The sequence below is a fragment of the Pseudarthrobacter sp. B4EP4b genome (genome assembly GCF_006680095.1).
Taxonomy (GTDB): domain Bacteria; phylum Actinomycetota; class Actinomycetes; order Actinomycetales; family Micrococcaceae; genus Arthrobacter.
The window spans coordinates 25,920-40,982 of the sequence record NZ_VHIJ01000034.1; the positions used below are offsets into that span (position 1 = coordinate 25,920).

Sequence of the window (15,063 nt, forward strand, 5' to 3'; positions counted from 1 at the left end):
GGCTACAGCTCCAGCCCGATCAGCAGCGGTTCCGGGTGGAGTTCAATGCCAAAACGACGTTCGACGCCGGCACGCACCTCGCGGGCCACCGCCACCACATCGGCTGCCTTGGCTGAGCCGCGGTTGGTGATGGCCAGGGTGTGCTTGGTGGACAGGGATGCACGGCCTCCGCTGACGCTGCCAGGCTCCAGCCCAAAGCCCTTGCCAAAGCCGGCCTGGTCTATCAGCCAGGCGGCAGAGAGCTTCACCAGCCCGTCCTGACCGGCAGGATAACGCGGCGCGCCCTCCGGCAGAGCCTCGGCCACCTCCGCCGGGACAATCGGGTTGGTGAAGAACGAACCGGTGGAAAAGGTGTCGCGGTCTGCCGGATCCAGCACCATGCCCTTGGAAGCACGCAGCCGCAGCACTTCCCGGCGGACGTCGGTGGCGTAGGCACGCTTTCCCTGTTCCACCCCCAGCGACCGGGCAAGCTCCGCATACCGGATGGGAGCACTCATGCGCCCGATCGGCAGCTGGAACTCCACCGTCAGCACCACATAACGGGGCGAGCCGTTGATGGTGGTCTGCTTCAGGATGGAGTCCCGGTAGCCGAACTTCAACTCGGAGTTGGTGAAGGTTTTGACGGCGTTCCGCTCGCGGTCCCAGGTCCGCACGGCGGCAATGGTCTGCGAAACGTCCGAACCATAGGCGCCCACGTTCTGCACGGGAGTTGCCCCGGTGGAGCCCGGGATGCCCGCCAGCGCCTCGATGCCGGACCAGGCGTGAAGGACAGCGTGCTCCACGAGCTTGTCCCAGTTGTGGCCCGCCTGCACCACCACGGCCACCCCGCCGCAGGAGTCCTCGGCGTTGACGGTGAATCCCTCCGAGGCGATCCTGACGACGGTGCCGGGGAACCCGTCGTCGGAAATCAGCAGGTTGGAGCCGCCGCTGATAATCAGCAGCGGCTCCCCCGCCGCGTCCGCTGTCCGGACGGCGTCGATGATGTCAGCCTCGGTCAGGGCCTCGATAAAGGTGCCGGCGGGGCCTCCGACGGCGGCCGTGGTGAACTGGGAAAGCAGGGTGGAAGTCACCAGACAACCCTATCGCCGAACATGAGCCCCGCTTTCCGGCTCAGCTGAGTTTGACGACGGCCTGGGCCTTCATCAGGACCTTCTGGCCTGCCGCAACAACGGTGAGGTCGATGCGCGCGGTGTTGGCCTCGGCGTCGAGTTTTCCGATCAGTCCGCTGACCTCGATGGTGGCGCCCGGCGCCTCCGTTCCCGTGGTGTCGGTGACCAGGACGGGCTTGGTGAAGCGGGTCTGGAAGTCCACGACGGCGGCCGGATCGCCTGCCCAGTCGGTGACCAGCTGCACGGCGGAGCCCATGGTGAACATGCCGTGGGCGATGACGCCGGGCAGTTCAACGCCGGTGGCGAAGGCTTCGTTCCAGTGGATGGGGTTGAAGTCACCGGAAGCGCCCGCGTACTTGACCAGGTCGGTGCGGGTGACCTCGATGGTGCGGCTGCCAATGTCCTGGCCGGGGCTGAGTTCGTGGATGCTGAGGCTCATGGCTACTGTCCCTCTCCGCGGACCAGGATGGATGACGTGGTGGTGGTGACCGGCTCACGGGATTCGTCCGCGCCGAGTGCGAAGACTTCAGAGCGGGTGGTGATCATCGCTCCCCCGCCCATGGACCGGACACCGTCCACGTGCAGCTCTGCCACCAGCCGGTCGCCGGCAAAGATGGGGCGGTGGTGCGTGAAGCGCTGGTCGGCGTGGACCACGCGGGAGAAGTCGATGCCGGCGTCCGGATCCTCGATGAGCTGGGCGTCGGCGCGTTGGGCGATGATGATGGCGAACGTCGGCGGGGCAACAAGGTCGGCGTGGCCCAGCGCCTTGGCGGCGTCCACGTCGAAGTGTGCAGGGTGGTTTGCTTTCACGGCGCGGGCGAACTCGCGGATCTTCTCGCGGCCGACGTCGTACACCTCTGCGGCAGGGTAGCTTCTGCCCTGCAGTTCCGGATTGATAGTCATGGGCTCAAGCCTATCGCTGCCTCATCTCCCGGGCGGTCTTGCAGGCAGTGGTATGATGGTTTCATCAATCCATCAATCGGCGGGGCTCGCTCCTGAGGCAGTCACCGCGTACAGGAGCGCTGCCATGTTGTCCTCCGCCCAGGCTCCGCTGTACGAGATCAAAGCCAACCTCTTCAAGGCTTTGGCGCATCCGGCAAGGATCCGGATCCTTGAGCTGCTGGCAGCGGCGCCCAGGGAAACTGCGCCAGTGAGTTACCTGCTGGCAGAAACCGGGCTGGAAGCGTCCCACCTCTCCCAGCACCTGGCCACCCTTCGAAAGCACAAGGTGGTGACGTCGGTACGCACCGCCAATGCGGTGACCTATCAGTTGGCGCATCCCGGAGTTTCGCAGCTCCTTGCCATCGCGCGGACGTTCCTGCTGGACAGCCTCGCTGAATCGCACGAGCAGCTCAGGCTGGCACAGCAGTTGCCGGCAGAGCACCTGTCACCCGGAGCAGCCTCGTGAGCACGGGCCAGCGCACCGCCACCGGCCCGGCGATCCGGAGGGCACGGCGGTTCCTGCCGTCCCGGAAGGACTACGCGGGGCTCGCGGCATCATGGCGTACCGATCTGCTGGCCGGCATCACCGTGGGCATCGTGGCGCTGCCGCTTGCCCTGGCATTCGGCGTGAGCTCCGGGGTGGGCGCTGAAACCGGACTTATAACAGCGATCGTGGCCGGGCTGGTGGCGGCTGTTATGGGCGGCTCCCCGGTGCAGGTGTCCGGGCCCACCGGCGCCATGGTTGTGGTGCTTGCTCCCGTGGTGGCGGTCCACGGCACCGGCAGTGTGGCTCTTTTGTCCCTGATGGCGGGCGTGCTGGTCTGTGTGCTGGGTTTCAGCGGCCTGGGCCGGGCCGTAGCCTTCATACCCTGGCCGGTGGTGGAGGGTTTTACCCTCGGCATCGCGGCCATCATCTTCCTTCAGCAGGTCCCGCTTGCCACCGGCACGCCCGGAACCCCGGGACACAACACACTCCTTGCGGCCATCGAGGCGGCATCGACGGCGGCCGCTCCAACCGTCCTGCTGACGCTCGCACTCGTGGCGCTGGTCGCCGTCGTTATGGTTCTGGCGCAAAAGCTGTCCCGGGCGCTTCCCGCGAGCCTGCTCGCGGTTTTCCTGGCCACGGCAGCTGCCGAGCTCCTGCAGCTGGACATTCCCCGGATCGGCCCTCTTCCGCATTCCCTGCCGGCGCCTGCCATCCCCGCTTTTGAGCTGGCATCCTTGGGCAGCCTGGCGATGCCCGCTGTGGCCATCGCCTGCCTGGCTGCCATTGAGTCCCTGCTCTCTGCGAGGGTGGCCGCCGGGATGAGCGGTCCGGACGGCAAGCCCACCGGACCCTACACTCCGGACCGGGAGCTGACGGGACAGGGCCTGGCGTCCATCGCGGCCGGCCTGTTTGGCGGCATGCCTGCCACCGGGGCCATCGCCCGGACCGCGGTCAATGTTCGCTCAGGAGCCAGGACTCGCCTTGCAGCAGCAATCCATGCGGTGGTGTTGCTGGGCATCACGTATTTTGCCTCGGGGATGGTCAGCCGCATTCCGCTGGCGGCGCTGGGCGGGATCCTGATGGTTACGGCAGTACGGATGGTTTCGCGGCGGACCGTCACCGCCATCCTGGGTTCCACCAGGCCGGACGCCGCCGTCTTTGTTCTCACGGCCATCATTACGGTAGCTTTCGACCTGATTGTTGCCATCCAGATCGGACTTGCCGCGGCGGCCCTTTTCGCGCTGCGGAAATTCGCGTCACTGAGCAGTGTGCAGCGTGAGGACATTCCCGGGGAGCCGTCCGAAGGAGATGAGCACATCGCCGTCCTCCGGCTGGACGGAGCTATGTTCTTTGGAGCCGCCGAACGGATCCTCCAGGAAATCAGCCAGGTCAAGGACGTTCAAGTGGCCATCATCAGGCTCTCCCAGGTGCGGATGCTCGACGCCACCGGCGCCCACGCCCTGGTCGAGGTCATCTCTGCCCTGGAACTGCGCGGAATCACAGTCCTGCTCAAGGGTGTCCGGCCGGATCACCTGGCGTTGGTTACCAACGTGGGAGTGATCCGTTCCCTGCGGCACCACAAGCACCTGTTTGAGCGTCTGCCCGACGCCGTGGAGCATGCCCGCAGCCACGTCCGCCGGAGTGCGGGCTACCGCTTGTAGCCCTTGCGGATGGCCTGGCCGCGGACCACGATGCCGGCGACGTGCAGGACAAGTCCCAGCCCGATCAGCGGGAGCGATGCCATGGCCAGCGCCTGGTTGCCGCTGGTGTTGCCAACGAGGTTCAGAATGATGCCGACGGCGATCAGTCCCATCGCGCTGAAAACCAGGACTTTGTAGCGGGTTGGCGCGGTGGCCCAGAATTCGTTCAGCACCAAGCCAGTCTACCGGGGCTTCAGAACAGCGCTTCCTGGACCGCCGGGACCTCGGAGGTGTGCTCACCCGGTTCGATGGTGCGGCCTTTCAGCCGGCCCAGGTCCAGCACGAACTCGAGGCCGCTGTCATCAAGGGCGGCCAGCACAAAACTGCCGCAGACGGACCGGATGGTGAACCCGTGCGTGCCTGCAGCCAGCCCATGAGGGTACGTGTGGCGGGCGGATCCGGAACACAACCTTCCCGCCAGCCGCGGCCTGTTCCAGGTTTCCGTGACCACCTCAAAGCCGTCTTCATCCGCCCGGGACAGCAGCCGCCGGGCGTCGTCAGCCAAGGCCGTGTTGTGGGCGGTGAGCTGTTCTGCGGGCGCCGGTGCTGCCAGGGCGGCAGCCTTGGCTGCGGAGCGCACCTGTTGCGGCAGGCCGCCGTCGCGCGTCACCAGGTCCTCAAGGATCCGCACCACCCGGCCGTCGGCAGCGCGGGCAATGTAACTGGCCGCCACGGCACCCTGTTCGGCGAGCCGCTGCCACTTGCGCAGGTCTGACGCTGTTCCCACCTTGCTGGCCCCGTTCGCGAACGTGGCCACGTACAGCCAATGTGGCTGCATGAGGTAGCTTCGCAGCCCGGGCGGAACGCCGCCGCCACGGTGGAAGTCGTGCATCAGCCGGAAGTCGTCCGCTACAAAGCACCGCCCGCACTGGTGCCCTCGGACAGACGGCGACTGGTTCCTGCACAGCACGTGGTCCCGATGGCCGGGCCCGTGCACGCGGTGGTGCCCCAGGCAGGACTTCCCCTCCGCGGCGAGCCGGAAGCCCAGCCGGGACCCGTCGTCGAGCGCTGTTTCACGGAAGGCGCCGTCCGGGGCCTGCAGCCGAGGACGGGAGGCGCGCTGTCGGCGGAATCTTCCGCCGCAGGCCAAAAGACCCCGTGGACCAGATAGGGCGTATCGGTCACGGGGTCTCCTGAAAGCAAAATCTACGGGTGCTAGAGCGCGGGCTGCACCCCAAAGGCTACCGCGAGCTTCATGATCTTCTCGGCGCGGCCCAGGCGGGGCAGGTCGGAGCCGTCACGGATGACCCGGCCGTTGGCTTCAAAGTCCGCCATGAAGTCGGTGGCCCAGGCGACGTCGGACGGCGTGGGGCTGATGACCTCGTTGATCACTGGGGTCTGGTCGATGGCCAGGCAGAGCTTTCCGGTCATACCCATCATCACGGTGATGCCGGTCTGCTCGCGCAGGATGGGGTGGTTCGTGCCAACGGTGGGGCCGTCAATGGGACCCGGGAGGTTGCCCACCCGGCTGGCCACGACGAGCTTGGCACGGGGGTAGGCCATGGCCTCGGCGGTGGCAGCCATGCCCGTGTCGCGGCGGAAGTCGCCGGAGCCGAAGGCGAGGCGGAAAGCACCCTGGGCCTTGGCGATGTTGTTGGCTTCCTCGATGCCGACGGCGGACTCCACCAGCGGGATGACGGGGGTTTTGCCGTCCATGCGGTGGTAGGACTCGGTGACCTGGTCCGCGGATTCGGTCTTGGCAAGCATCACACCGAGCAGGCCCGGGGTGCCGCGGAGACCTGCGAGGTCGTCGGCCCAGAAGGGGCTGGTGGCGTCATTGATGCGGACCCAGGCTTTGCCTCCGGAGGTCAGCCAGTCGATGACGTTGTTGCGGGCGTGGTCCTTCTGCGAGGGGTCCACGGCATCTTCAATATCCAGGATGATCGAATCAGCGCGGGAAACGGCCGACTGGTCAAACAGCTCGGTCTTCATGGCATTCACGAGGAGCCAGGAGCGGGCGATCTCTGCTGGGATATTGCGTTCCGGCCTTACGGTCTCGGTGGCGATGGTAGACGTCATGTATCTACCGTATCCGCCCCGCAACCCCAATGCCTCCGAAAACGGTCAGCTCGGGAGGATCAATACGAACTAAACGGGATATGACAGGAGCCTCTGCAAATGGACGTGACAGCAGGTGCCGCAATGGGAGTCCCATACGGCACCTGCTGCTGCTCCATGGGGGTGGTCAGGGGATGTTGCTGCCCCGCGCAGTGACCCAAAGTTTGTACCAGTCCGCCCGGCTCATGGCCTGGGCCACGCGGGCAGCATCGGCACAGGCCCGGATGCGTCCAGGGTTGACCGTTCCGATCACCGGCGCAATGCCGGCAGGATGCTTCATCAGCCACCCCAGCAGCACCGACTCCCCGGAGCTGCCATACTCCCCCGCCAGTTCCGCAACCAGCCCGGCGGTGGCCGCCTCGGCCGACGTTTGGCTGTCAGGTTCCGCGCCCGTGTACAGGCCCCTGGCCAGGGAGCCGTAGGCCTGCAACGTGATGGAGTTCCGGACGCAGTACTCCAAGGTGCCGTGCGGGAAGCTGTAGTCCAGGTGCTCGGCGTGGTTCACCAGCACCTGGCTTTCCAGCCAGGCGCGCTTGAGCAGGCTCATTTCCAGCTGGTTGGCCACCACCGGCGTTTCCAGCCGGTCCTGGAGCGCCTCGATCTGCGCCCCGGACATGTTGGACACGCCCAGCTGCCGGACCTTGCCTTCCGCCATCAGCTGTCCGACGGCGGCAGCCACCTCCGCCGAGCCGGCCAGGGGGTCCGGGCGGTGCAGCAGGAGGATGTCCACGTAGTCCGTCTGCAACCGCTTCAGGCTTTCATTGACCCGCTTCAGGATGGATTCACGGCTGAGGTCGTAGTGCGTTTGCAGGCCGCGTTCATTGAGCCTGATCCCGCACTTGGTCTGCAGCCGGATCCGGTCCCGGAGCCCGGACGTGGCGGACAGCACCTCGCCGAAGACCGCCTCGGACTTGCCGCTGCGGTAGATATCAGCGTGGTCGAACAGCGTGATCCCGGCGTCCAGGGCGGCCTCGACGGCGGCAGCGGCCTCGTCCACATGCTCACCGGCATGCGGCTCGTTGGACCAGCTGCCGCCCAGGCCCATGCAGCCGTAAATGAGTTCCTGCATCAGGCGGACAGCCCCTCACGCACTGCGGACATCAGCGCAGCCATGCAGTGGTGTTGGCGGGCAGCTTGCCGTCTTCAAGCGGCGCGCTGCTGATCAGGACCTCACCGGCAGGCAGGCCGACGGCGGTGTTCCCGAAGTTGGTGACGGACTGCCAGCCGTTGGGGCGGCGGAAATGCAGGACCTCCGGGTTGCCGGTCTCCACCCATTCCAGCTCCTCGCCGGTCAGCAGTTCGCGGCGGAGCTTCAAGGCCTTGCGGTAGAGCTCCAGCGTGGAGCCTTGGGTCCCGTCCTGCGCTTCCACGGCGTATTTGCTGAACCAGTCGGGCTGGGGCAAGTGCGCACCGCCGGCGCCGAAGCCGAAGGAGGTTCCCTCAACCTGCCAGGGCAGCGGGACGCGGCAGCCGTCGCGGCCGATCTCCACGCCCTTGTTGCGGAAGAAGGAGGGGTCCTGGCGCTCGGACTCGGGGATCTCGGCGACTTCCTGCAGGCCCAGTTCCTCGCCCTGGTACAGGTAGGCCGAGCCCGGGACGGCGAGCATCAGCAAGGTGGCGGCGCGGGCGCGACGTTCGCCGAGCTCCACGTCCAGCTCCTCCTTGGGGCCGCCGGCGAGCAGCCAGTCTTTGCCGTCCTGGCCTTTGCTGCCGGCCTTACCTTTGGAACGCTGCGGCAGGCCGTAGCGGGTGGCGTGGCGGACCACGTCATGGTTGGAGAACACCCAGGTGGAGGATGCGCCCGTTGCGGCGGCCTCGGCCAGGTTGCGGCTGATGATTTCCTTGTACTCGGCGGCGTCGAAGTCGGCCTGCAGCAGGTCGAAATTGAAGGCCTGGCCGAGTCCCTGCGGACTGGCGTAGCGGGCCCGGCGGGTGGCGTGGACCCATGCTTCAGCGACCGCGGTGCGCGGCGGGTTGTACTCGTTGAACACCTCGCGCCATTCGGCGTAGATCTCGTGGACCTCGTCCCGGTCCCAGAAGGGGTGCGTGCCGTCGTCGAACCCGTCCACACCGGTGTTGGCCGCGCTCAGTTCCAGCTTGGAGAGCAGCGGTTCGGTCAGGTCCTTGGTGAGCGCGTGCGCCACGTCCACGCGGAAGCCGTCCACGCCGCGGTCTGACCAGAAGCGCAGCGTCTTGAGGAAGTCCTCACGGATTTCCCGGTTGGACCAGTTCAGGTCCGGCTGCTCCTTGGCGAAGATGTGCATGTACCACTGGCCCGGGGTGCCGTCAGGTTCGGTGATCCGTTCCCAGGCCGGTCCACCGAACACTGAGTCCCAGTCCGACGGCGGGAACTCGCCGTTGGGGCCCTTCCCGTCGCGGAAGATGTAGCGGTCGCGGGCGGGCGAGCCCTTGGGTGAGCCGAGCGCCTCCTGGAACCACTGGTGCCTGTTCGAGGAGTGGTTGGGCACGATGTCAGCGATCAGCTTGATGCCGGCGTCGTGCAGCGCCTTGGCCATCTCGTCAAAGTCCGCCAGGGTTCCCAGCTTGGGGTCCACGTCGCGGTAGTCGTCCACGTCGTAGCCGCCGTCAGCCAGCGCCGAGGGGTAGAACGGGCTCAGCCAGACGGCGTCGATCCCGAGCGATTTCAGGTAGGGAACCTTGGAGGTGATGCCCTTGAGGTCACCGATGCCGTCACCGTTCGAGTCGGCGAAGCTGCGCGGATAGATCTGGTAGACGGAGGCCTGGCGCCACCAGTTCGGATCGGCCAGGCGGTCGGAATCGGACAGGGTTGCCAGGGTGGCGGTGGTGGACAAGGGGTGATCCTTTGCTTCTTGTCGACTATATTTATTTTGAATCTAAATTTAGTTGCCCAAGTATTATCTGGCGCGATCCGCAGAAAGGTCAACAGCATGGCTGAAACCACCGCTGCCACCCCACAGTTGTTGCGCCGGGTGAGCGCCGGTGCAGTCCTGGAATTCATGCGCTCCGCCACCGTGGTCACGGTCACCGAGGTCATGGAGGCAACCGGTCTGACGCGGGCCACCGCCATCGCCGTCTGCGAAGACCTTAAGGATCGGGGCTGGATCCGGGAACTGGAGAACCAGCGCGCGTTCGGCGAATACCAGAAGGGGCGCCCGGCCAGGCGGTTCGAGCTCAACGAGCGCGCCGGGTGCGTCCTCGGCATGGACGTGGGCGTTTCCAAGGCAACCGTGGTGGTATCGGATCTTCGGGGCAACACGCTCGGCAGGTCAAGCCAGCCGTTTGCGGAAGCGGAAATTTCCGCCGAAGAGCGCATCTGCGTCATCGACCGCGCCGCCCAGGCGGCCTTGGACCAGGCGGGCGCCTCCCCGGAAGCAGTGCTCGCCGCCTGCGCCGGCATCGCCGCACCGGTGGACCGCAACGGAGACGTGCTGGCCGCCCAGCACTTCTGGGGACTGTTCGACGTCGGGCTGAAGTCGGCGCTGCGGGACCGCCGCGGCTGGACGGTACTGCTGGAAAACGACGCCAACCTGGCCGCCCTGGGCGAGCGGTGGCAGGGCGCGGCCGCCGGGATCGACGACGTCGTGGTAATCCTTGCCAGCGAACGCTTCGGTGCGGGAGTGGTCGACGGCGGGCGGCTGCTTCACGGCAGCCGTGGCGGCGCCGGCGAACTCGCGTTCCTCGAGCATGTCCACGGTGTGGGCGACACCTACGGGATCGCGAGCCTTGCCAGGACCTGGGCCGCCGAGGCGCTGGCGGGCAACGCCAGGACATCCCTCCGAGCCCATGCCTCCGGCGGGGTCGAGGCAGAGCAGGTGTTCGCCGCCGCCGCCGGCGGGGATGGAGTGGCACTGGACATCCTTGACCGCCTGGCGGACAGGTTGGCCCGTATCATCGGCGCGGTATCCACGTTGCTGAACCCGGAGCTGGTGGTGATCGGCGGCGCAGTGGCCAACTCCGCCGGCGTGCTGCTGGAACCGATCGGCCGGCGGCTGACTGAGCTTACTGCCACACCCCCGCGGGTGGCGGTCTCACCGCTGGGCGACTCGATTGTCACCGTGGGTGCTGTCCGCGCCGCCCTTGACTACGTGGAGAGGCACTCCCTGGACCTGGCACTGGCGGCACCGCTCAGCTAAGCGACTCCAGCGCCGCCGCGACAGGCAGCGAACCGTCGCAAAACTCAATGGTCTTCCCTGCCGTCTGTGGCAGGTCCAGCACCGCTGCCGCAACGATGGCAGTGTTGCTGCGCGACGTTGCCCGCTCCCCCGCAGGATCAGGATCCACAGCGATCATGCCCGTGCCCGGCTTGTCCGTGAGTCCACCCGGACCCAGGATGGTCCAGGCAAGGCCAGTGCTGCGCAGGTATTCGTCCGCCGCTGCCTTGGCCTCGGCGTAGGCGAAAAAGCCGTGGTCCGCCGGCACACCGTGGTCCTTGCGGGCGCCCAGGTAGGACACCATCACGTAGCGGTTGACGCCGGCCTGTGCGGCCGCGTCCATGGAGCGGATGGCCGCATCCCTATCCACGGCGTACGTCCTGTCCGGATTCCCCCCGCCTGCACCGGCTGACCACACCACGGCGTCGTGGCCCTGCAGGGCATCGGCGAGGGCCGCCGTCGTCGAATTCTCCACGTCAAGGACCGACGGCGTGGCGCCCGTTTCCGCTACGTCGGCGGCATGGTCCGGGTTGCGGATGAACGAGGTGACGGCGTGGCCTTCTTCCGCCAGCAGGGTGGACAGGTGGAGGGCCACTTTGCCGTGGCCGCCGATAATTGCGATGCGTGTCATGTCCCCCATTCTGCCCTTTAGCCCGGGCAGCGGTAGCGGAGGTACACCACCCCATTGCCGAACCGGTGCTCGTCGAGGAGGTCGAGCCGCAGGTTTAGTCCGTCCGGCAGGTACCGCAAACCGCCTCCCACGGCCACCGGATTGACGAAGATCTGGCACTCGTCCACCAGCCCGGCACGGAGCGCGGCGGCGGCGAGGGTGGCACCGCCAATGCCGATATTCCTTTCCGTGCCGGCCTTCAGCTCCCGCACGGCATCGGGGTTGAAGCTGCGCTCCACCCGGGTGCGGGCAGTGGTGGCATGGGCGAGCGAAGAGGAGTAGACAACCTTGTCCGCCCCGCGCCAGATCCGGGCAAAATCCTGGATGACCGGCGGATCCCCGGGCCCGCCCATCGTGTCCCATACGGACATGACCTCGTACATGCGCCGCCCAAAAAGGTACGTGCCGGCGTCACGCTCCAGGTCGTTTACGAAGGCGTGGACTTCCTCGTCCGGTGCGCTCCAGTCAAAGTTGCCCTGGCTGTCCGCGAGGTAGCCGTCCAAAGAGATGATGCCGGAGTAGATGAGCTGGCCCATCCGCCCATTCTGCCGGTGCGGGTGGCTTTGCGTAAGGGCAGGGGCCCCTAAGACGCGTCCGGCTGGCCGTCACCGCCCGCGGGCTGCCGCTCACGGACGAAGAACTGCTGGGCCAGGGTCCAGATATTTGTCACGGTCCAGTAGATCAGGACGCCGATGGGGAAGAGGATGCCGCCCAGTCCGAACACGAGCGGCAGGCTGTAGAGCAGGATCTTCTGCTGCCGCATAAAAGGCGGTTCCGGCGTCCCTGTGGACGCATTCCGCGCGAGGATCAGCCTTTGGGTGAGGAACTGCGCCGCGGTCATGGCGAGAATCATCACGACGGTCAGGATCACGACGGCGGACTGGTCCCCGCCGCCGTGCAATACCGATGCGGTGAGCGGGGCGCCGAAGATGCCGGACTGGTCGAACTGCACCACCAGGTCGCGGCTCATGGCACCAATCCCCTGGCCTTGGCGGGCAAGTGTGCTGATGCCGGACAGGACCTGGAACAGCGCGAGGAAGAAGGGCAGCTGGATCAGCAGGGGCAGGCATGCCGAGAAGGGGTTGGTCCCGTGTTTCTTGTACAGTGCCATCTGTTCCTGGGCCATTGCCTGGCGGGAGACCGCGTCTGTTTTGCCCTGGTATTTTTCCTGCAGCTTCATCAGATCCGGCTGCAGCAGCCGCATCCGGCGCTGGGCTTTCACTTGCTGCAGGAAAATCGGAATCAGGGCGGCCCGGATCACCAGTACCAGCCCGATGAGGGACAGGGTCCACGTCCAGCCGCTGGCCCCCGGCAGACCCAAGGCGCCCAGCCCGTCATGGAACCCAACCATGATGATGGACACCAGCCACCGGAACGGAACCATGATTTCGTCAAGAAAGCCCATACGTTTCCCCATCCCTCAGTTGCCGCAAAGCTACGGCGAAACGGGGAGCTTGTCACGCAGGGGGCTTGCCTGCAAACAGGAAAGCCCCCGAAGTCCATTGGTTGCTGCATTGGCGTGCGTAGAAACAGAGAGCCCTCTGGAACTTAGTGAATTCAGGGGCTATCTGCAGTTAAGGTGTCTTGGGTCGAAGCGCCACCATCCACCCGGCCCACTCGCGTGCGGCACTGAAGGTCCACGTCTTCGCACTGCTTGGTCCCGCGACCGCCTGGACGCCATCCGCGACTTCAAAGCGGCGGGCACCGGCCTCGACGGCCTGGGTCATTCCGGAGGGTGAAGTGAGCGTCACGGAGCTGGAGTTGACGCTCATGCATCCGACGAGCATCGCGTTCGCGGCCGTGGTTGTTACTGCTGGGACTGCTCCCGAGGATGCTGCAGCGCCTGTCGCCGACGTAGCGACTCCGTCGAGCCCTGAGGCGCCGGAGTACCTCGCGATACCCGCGCCGCTCGTCGTCGAAGTTGTCATCCAGGAATAGCTCGCAGGCTCGGACGCAGTGGCCACCTTGTAGTAACCATAGACTTTCGGGTTTGCGATGGTGGTCACGGCTGCTATCCGTGTCCACCCGGCAGGCACACCGGTCGCTGCGACTGTGCCGCCGTTCAGGGCGAGACAGCTAACGAGCAGATCACCTTGGCCGACATTGGCCGGCTTGGGAACTGTGAGCGTGGTGGTGGCCGTGGTGTTCACCGCCTGACTCACCGACTCCCGGACGATGCCGCTGCTGCCGCCGGGGTCACTGGGGGCCACTGTCCAGGTCTGAGTCGCCGGCGTGGCATCGGCGTTACCCGCTGCGTCGGTGGCCACGACAGCGAACGTATGGGATGCGTTGGACAATCCGGTGTAGGTCTGGGGCGAGGTGCATGCGGCGCGCGGAGCACCGTCAAGGCTGCACTGGAACGTCGAATTGGCTTCACTTGAGGTGAAGGCGAAGGTGGCGCTGGTCGATGTCGTTGTTGCAGGTGGTCCCGAGCTAATTGCCGTCTCAGGGGGCGTGGTGTCTGTAGGCGGAGGCGTGGTGCCCACCGTCCAGGTATAGACCGCGGGGGTCGCGTCTACGCCGTTCTGGTCAGAGGCACGAACCTGGAAGGTATGCGTGCCGCTCGCCAACCCGGAGTAGGAGACCGGACTTACGCAATTTGTGAACGATGTGGTGTCGAGCGCGCAGGCGAAGGTGGCGCTGGCCGATGTCGAGGTGAAGCTGAATTGGGCCGATGTTGAGGTCGTCGGGTTGGCCGGCTTGCTAGTGATAGTGGTGTCAGGCGGAGTGGGGGTTGCGGTCCCGGCTCCAATTTTGCGCGGATCGTAAGCCGCATCGACGAGCAGAGCAGGTGAGTAGGCGGCTGCGATGGACTGCCACGGCACCGCTTTGAAGTTCTGGCGTTGTTCGTTGGCAGTGTCCTGGGTGACGAAAAAGCCCTGGGGGAAGGGACCGCCGACACCGAAGTTGGTGACGTCTATGCCGTCCATCCCGGTGACAGCATCGATCCCGTTCCCGGCGGGGATGGCAAAGGCGCCCAATGGTCGGTTGTCATCGCGGCTATAGATGTGGAATCGGTTGGAGCCCTGACTGGCCGCCAGCAGGTAGCCGGCGCCCCCGCTTCCGTAGTAAATGCTGATGCCCTTGATGTCCTGGATGATGTCGCCGCCGTTCTCGGTGGTGCTGACAACTCTCGTTCCGGCGGTCGGGTCCCCGGGTTCGGCTCCGTAGCGCCAGATTCCGCCGATGTCCTCCTGCGCAATATACAGCCGCTTCATCTCGTCATCGGCCACCAGGCCCTCGGTGTGGGCAGGACCGCTCACCGTCCAGCTGCGCACGAGCCGGCCGGTGACTGATCCCGAGGAGCCATCAAGTTCCCACTGCTCCACCTTGCCGACATCCGTGACATAGGCGAAGTATTTGCCGGTGTCCGGTGAGTGGTAGAAGGAGAACCCGCGGGGCGTCGCAATGCTGGCGGTGGGCAAGAAGCTGCCGGCCTTGGTCAGCGAGCCGTCCGAATCGTTGACTTTGTAAAAATCAAGGCTCCGTTCCCGGTTCGAGACACCCACCAGGCCTACGCGGCTGCCGCCGAGAGGGAAGTTGTAGCGAACATCAACGTTGTTCATCCGCCCGTCGGGGTAGTAGAACAGCTGCCGTCCGGACAGGTCGTAGACGACGAGACCGTGCCCGTCCCTGCTCTTGTCCGTGCCGATGATGGTGCTCTTCGAGGGGTCGGTGGGATGGATCCAGATGGCCGGATCGTCCGCGGCGTCCGGCGTTCCGGGTATCGGGGCCGTTTCGACCGTTGCAGGCACCTGGACTACAGCCGCACTCGCGACGGGAGCGGTGAGCCCCACAATCAGCCCGGCCGCCGCCAGCCCCGCAACAGACTTCGACGTGAGCATCAACCTTAGGAGTAGCCAAAGCCAGCCGCCGAACGTCCGGCCGCGGCGACGGCGCTTTGGGGAATACTGTTGCTTTGTATTTGTCTTGAGCGGATTCATCGCGTTCCGATTTCTAGAAA

14 protein-coding genes and 1 pseudogene are annotated in these 15,063 nt (G+C 66.0%); 3 read left to right on the top strand and 12 right to left on the bottom strand.

What is annotated here, in order from left to right; translation table 11 throughout:
• Positions 1-2 precede the first annotated feature (2 nt).
• The 3 genes from FNL14_RS12515 to FNL14_RS12525 are packed head-to-tail and all read right to left on the bottom strand — an operon-like array spanning position 3 to position 2,012.
• On the bottom strand, positions 3-1,070 hold the full coding sequence (locus FNL14_RS12515; RefSeq protein WP_142060510.1) for a UDP-N-acetylmuramate dehydrogenase: 1,068 nt from the start codon (positions 1,068-1,070) through the stop codon (positions 3-5).
• 40 nt (positions 1,071-1,110) lie between these two features.
• Positions 1,111-1,548, bottom strand: coding sequence for a MaoC family dehydratase (locus FNL14_RS12520; RefSeq protein ID WP_142060512.1), 438 nt, complete (start codon positions 1,546-1,548; stop codon positions 1,111-1,113).
• Positions 1,549-1,550: 2 nt separating this feature from the next.
• The gene (locus tag FNL14_RS12525) at positions 1,551-2,012 is read right to left on the bottom strand and encodes a MaoC family dehydratase N-terminal domain-containing protein (RefSeq protein WP_142060514.1); all 462 of its coding nucleotides are present in this window, start codon (positions 2,010-2,012) and stop codon (positions 1,551-1,553) included.
• A 124-nt stretch (positions 2,013-2,136) separates the two neighbouring features.
• On the opposite strand from FNL14_RS12525, the gene FNL14_RS12530 reads away from it, so the two are divergent.
• Positions 2,137-2,517, top strand: a complete 381-nt coding sequence (locus FNL14_RS12530; RefSeq protein ID WP_091414967.1) for a metalloregulator ArsR/SmtB family transcription factor — start codon at positions 2,137-2,139, stop codon at positions 2,515-2,517.
• Positions 2,514-4,199 (top strand): SulP family inorganic anion transporter, encoded by a 1,686-nt coding sequence (locus FNL14_RS12535; RefSeq protein ID WP_255470817.1) that lies wholly within the window; start codon positions 2,514-2,516, stop codon positions 4,197-4,199. The genes FNL14_RS12530 and FNL14_RS12535 overlap by 4 nt, the downstream gene beginning before the upstream one ends.
• Here the strand turns inward: FNL14_RS12535 and FNL14_RS12540 are convergent.
• The 5 genes and pseudogenes from FNL14_RS12540 to FNL14_RS12560 all read right to left on the bottom strand — a co-directional run bounded on the left by FNL14_RS12540 (position 4,187) and on the right by FNL14_RS12560 (position 9,109).
• A complete protein-coding gene (locus FNL14_RS12540) occupies positions 4,187-4,411 on the bottom strand; it encodes a DUF3188 domain-containing protein (RefSeq protein WP_091414964.1) in 225 nt (74 codons plus the stop codon). The two genes, FNL14_RS12535 and FNL14_RS12540, sit on opposite strands and share 13 nt — an antisense overlap.
• A gap of 20 nt (positions 4,412-4,431) precedes the next feature.
• Positions 4,432-5,363: pseudogene (locus tag FNL14_RS12545) on the bottom strand (DUF2797 domain-containing protein).
• Between the two features lie 30 nt (positions 5,364-5,393).
• On the bottom strand, positions 5,394-6,257 hold the full coding sequence (locus FNL14_RS12550; protein WP_091414960.1) for a CoA ester lyase: 864 nt from the start codon (positions 6,255-6,257) through the stop codon (positions 5,394-5,396).
• 166 nt (positions 6,258-6,423) lie between these two features.
• Entirely contained in the window at positions 6,424-7,365 is a 942-nt protein-coding gene (locus tag FNL14_RS12555; RefSeq protein ID WP_142060517.1) for an aldo/keto reductase family oxidoreductase, read from the bottom strand.
• A 31-nt stretch (positions 7,366-7,396) separates the two neighbouring features.
• Entirely contained in the window at positions 7,397-9,109 is a 1,713-nt protein-coding gene (locus FNL14_RS12560) for a glycoside hydrolase family 13 protein (RefSeq protein ID WP_142060519.1), read from the bottom strand.
• A 96-nt stretch (positions 9,110-9,205) separates the two neighbouring features.
• Between FNL14_RS12560 and FNL14_RS12565 the strand changes: the two genes are divergently transcribed.
• Complete coding sequence (locus tag FNL14_RS12565) at positions 9,206-10,411, top strand: ROK family protein (RefSeq protein WP_142060521.1); 1,206 nt, start codon at positions 9,206-9,208, stop codon at positions 10,409-10,411.
• On the opposite strand, the gene FNL14_RS12570 is transcribed toward FNL14_RS12565, so the two are convergent.
• The 4 genes from FNL14_RS12570 to FNL14_RS12585 all read right to left on the bottom strand — a co-directional run bounded on the left by FNL14_RS12570 (position 10,404) and on the right by FNL14_RS12585 (position 14,944).
• The gene (locus FNL14_RS12570; protein WP_142060523.1) at positions 10,404-11,060 is read right to left on the bottom strand and encodes an SDR family oxidoreductase; all 657 of its coding nucleotides are present in this window, start codon (positions 11,058-11,060) and stop codon (positions 10,404-10,406) included. The two genes, FNL14_RS12565 and FNL14_RS12570, sit on opposite strands and share 8 nt — an antisense overlap.
• A gap of 17 nt (positions 11,061-11,077) precedes the next feature.
• Positions 11,078-11,635 (bottom strand): dihydrofolate reductase family protein, encoded by a 558-nt coding sequence (locus FNL14_RS12575; RefSeq protein WP_142060525.1) that lies wholly within the window; start codon positions 11,633-11,635, stop codon positions 11,078-11,080.
• 47 nt (positions 11,636-11,682) lie between these two features.
• Positions 11,683-12,504, bottom strand: a complete 822-nt coding sequence (yidC, locus tag FNL14_RS12580) for a membrane protein insertase YidC (RefSeq protein WP_142060527.1) — start codon at positions 12,502-12,504, stop codon at positions 11,683-11,685.
• 169 nt (positions 12,505-12,673) lie between these two features.
• Positions 12,674-14,944 (bottom strand): phytase, encoded by a 2,271-nt coding sequence (locus tag FNL14_RS12585; RefSeq protein ID WP_181762620.1) that lies wholly within the window; start codon positions 14,942-14,944, stop codon positions 12,674-12,676.
• Positions 14,945-15,063 lie beyond the last annotated feature (119 nt).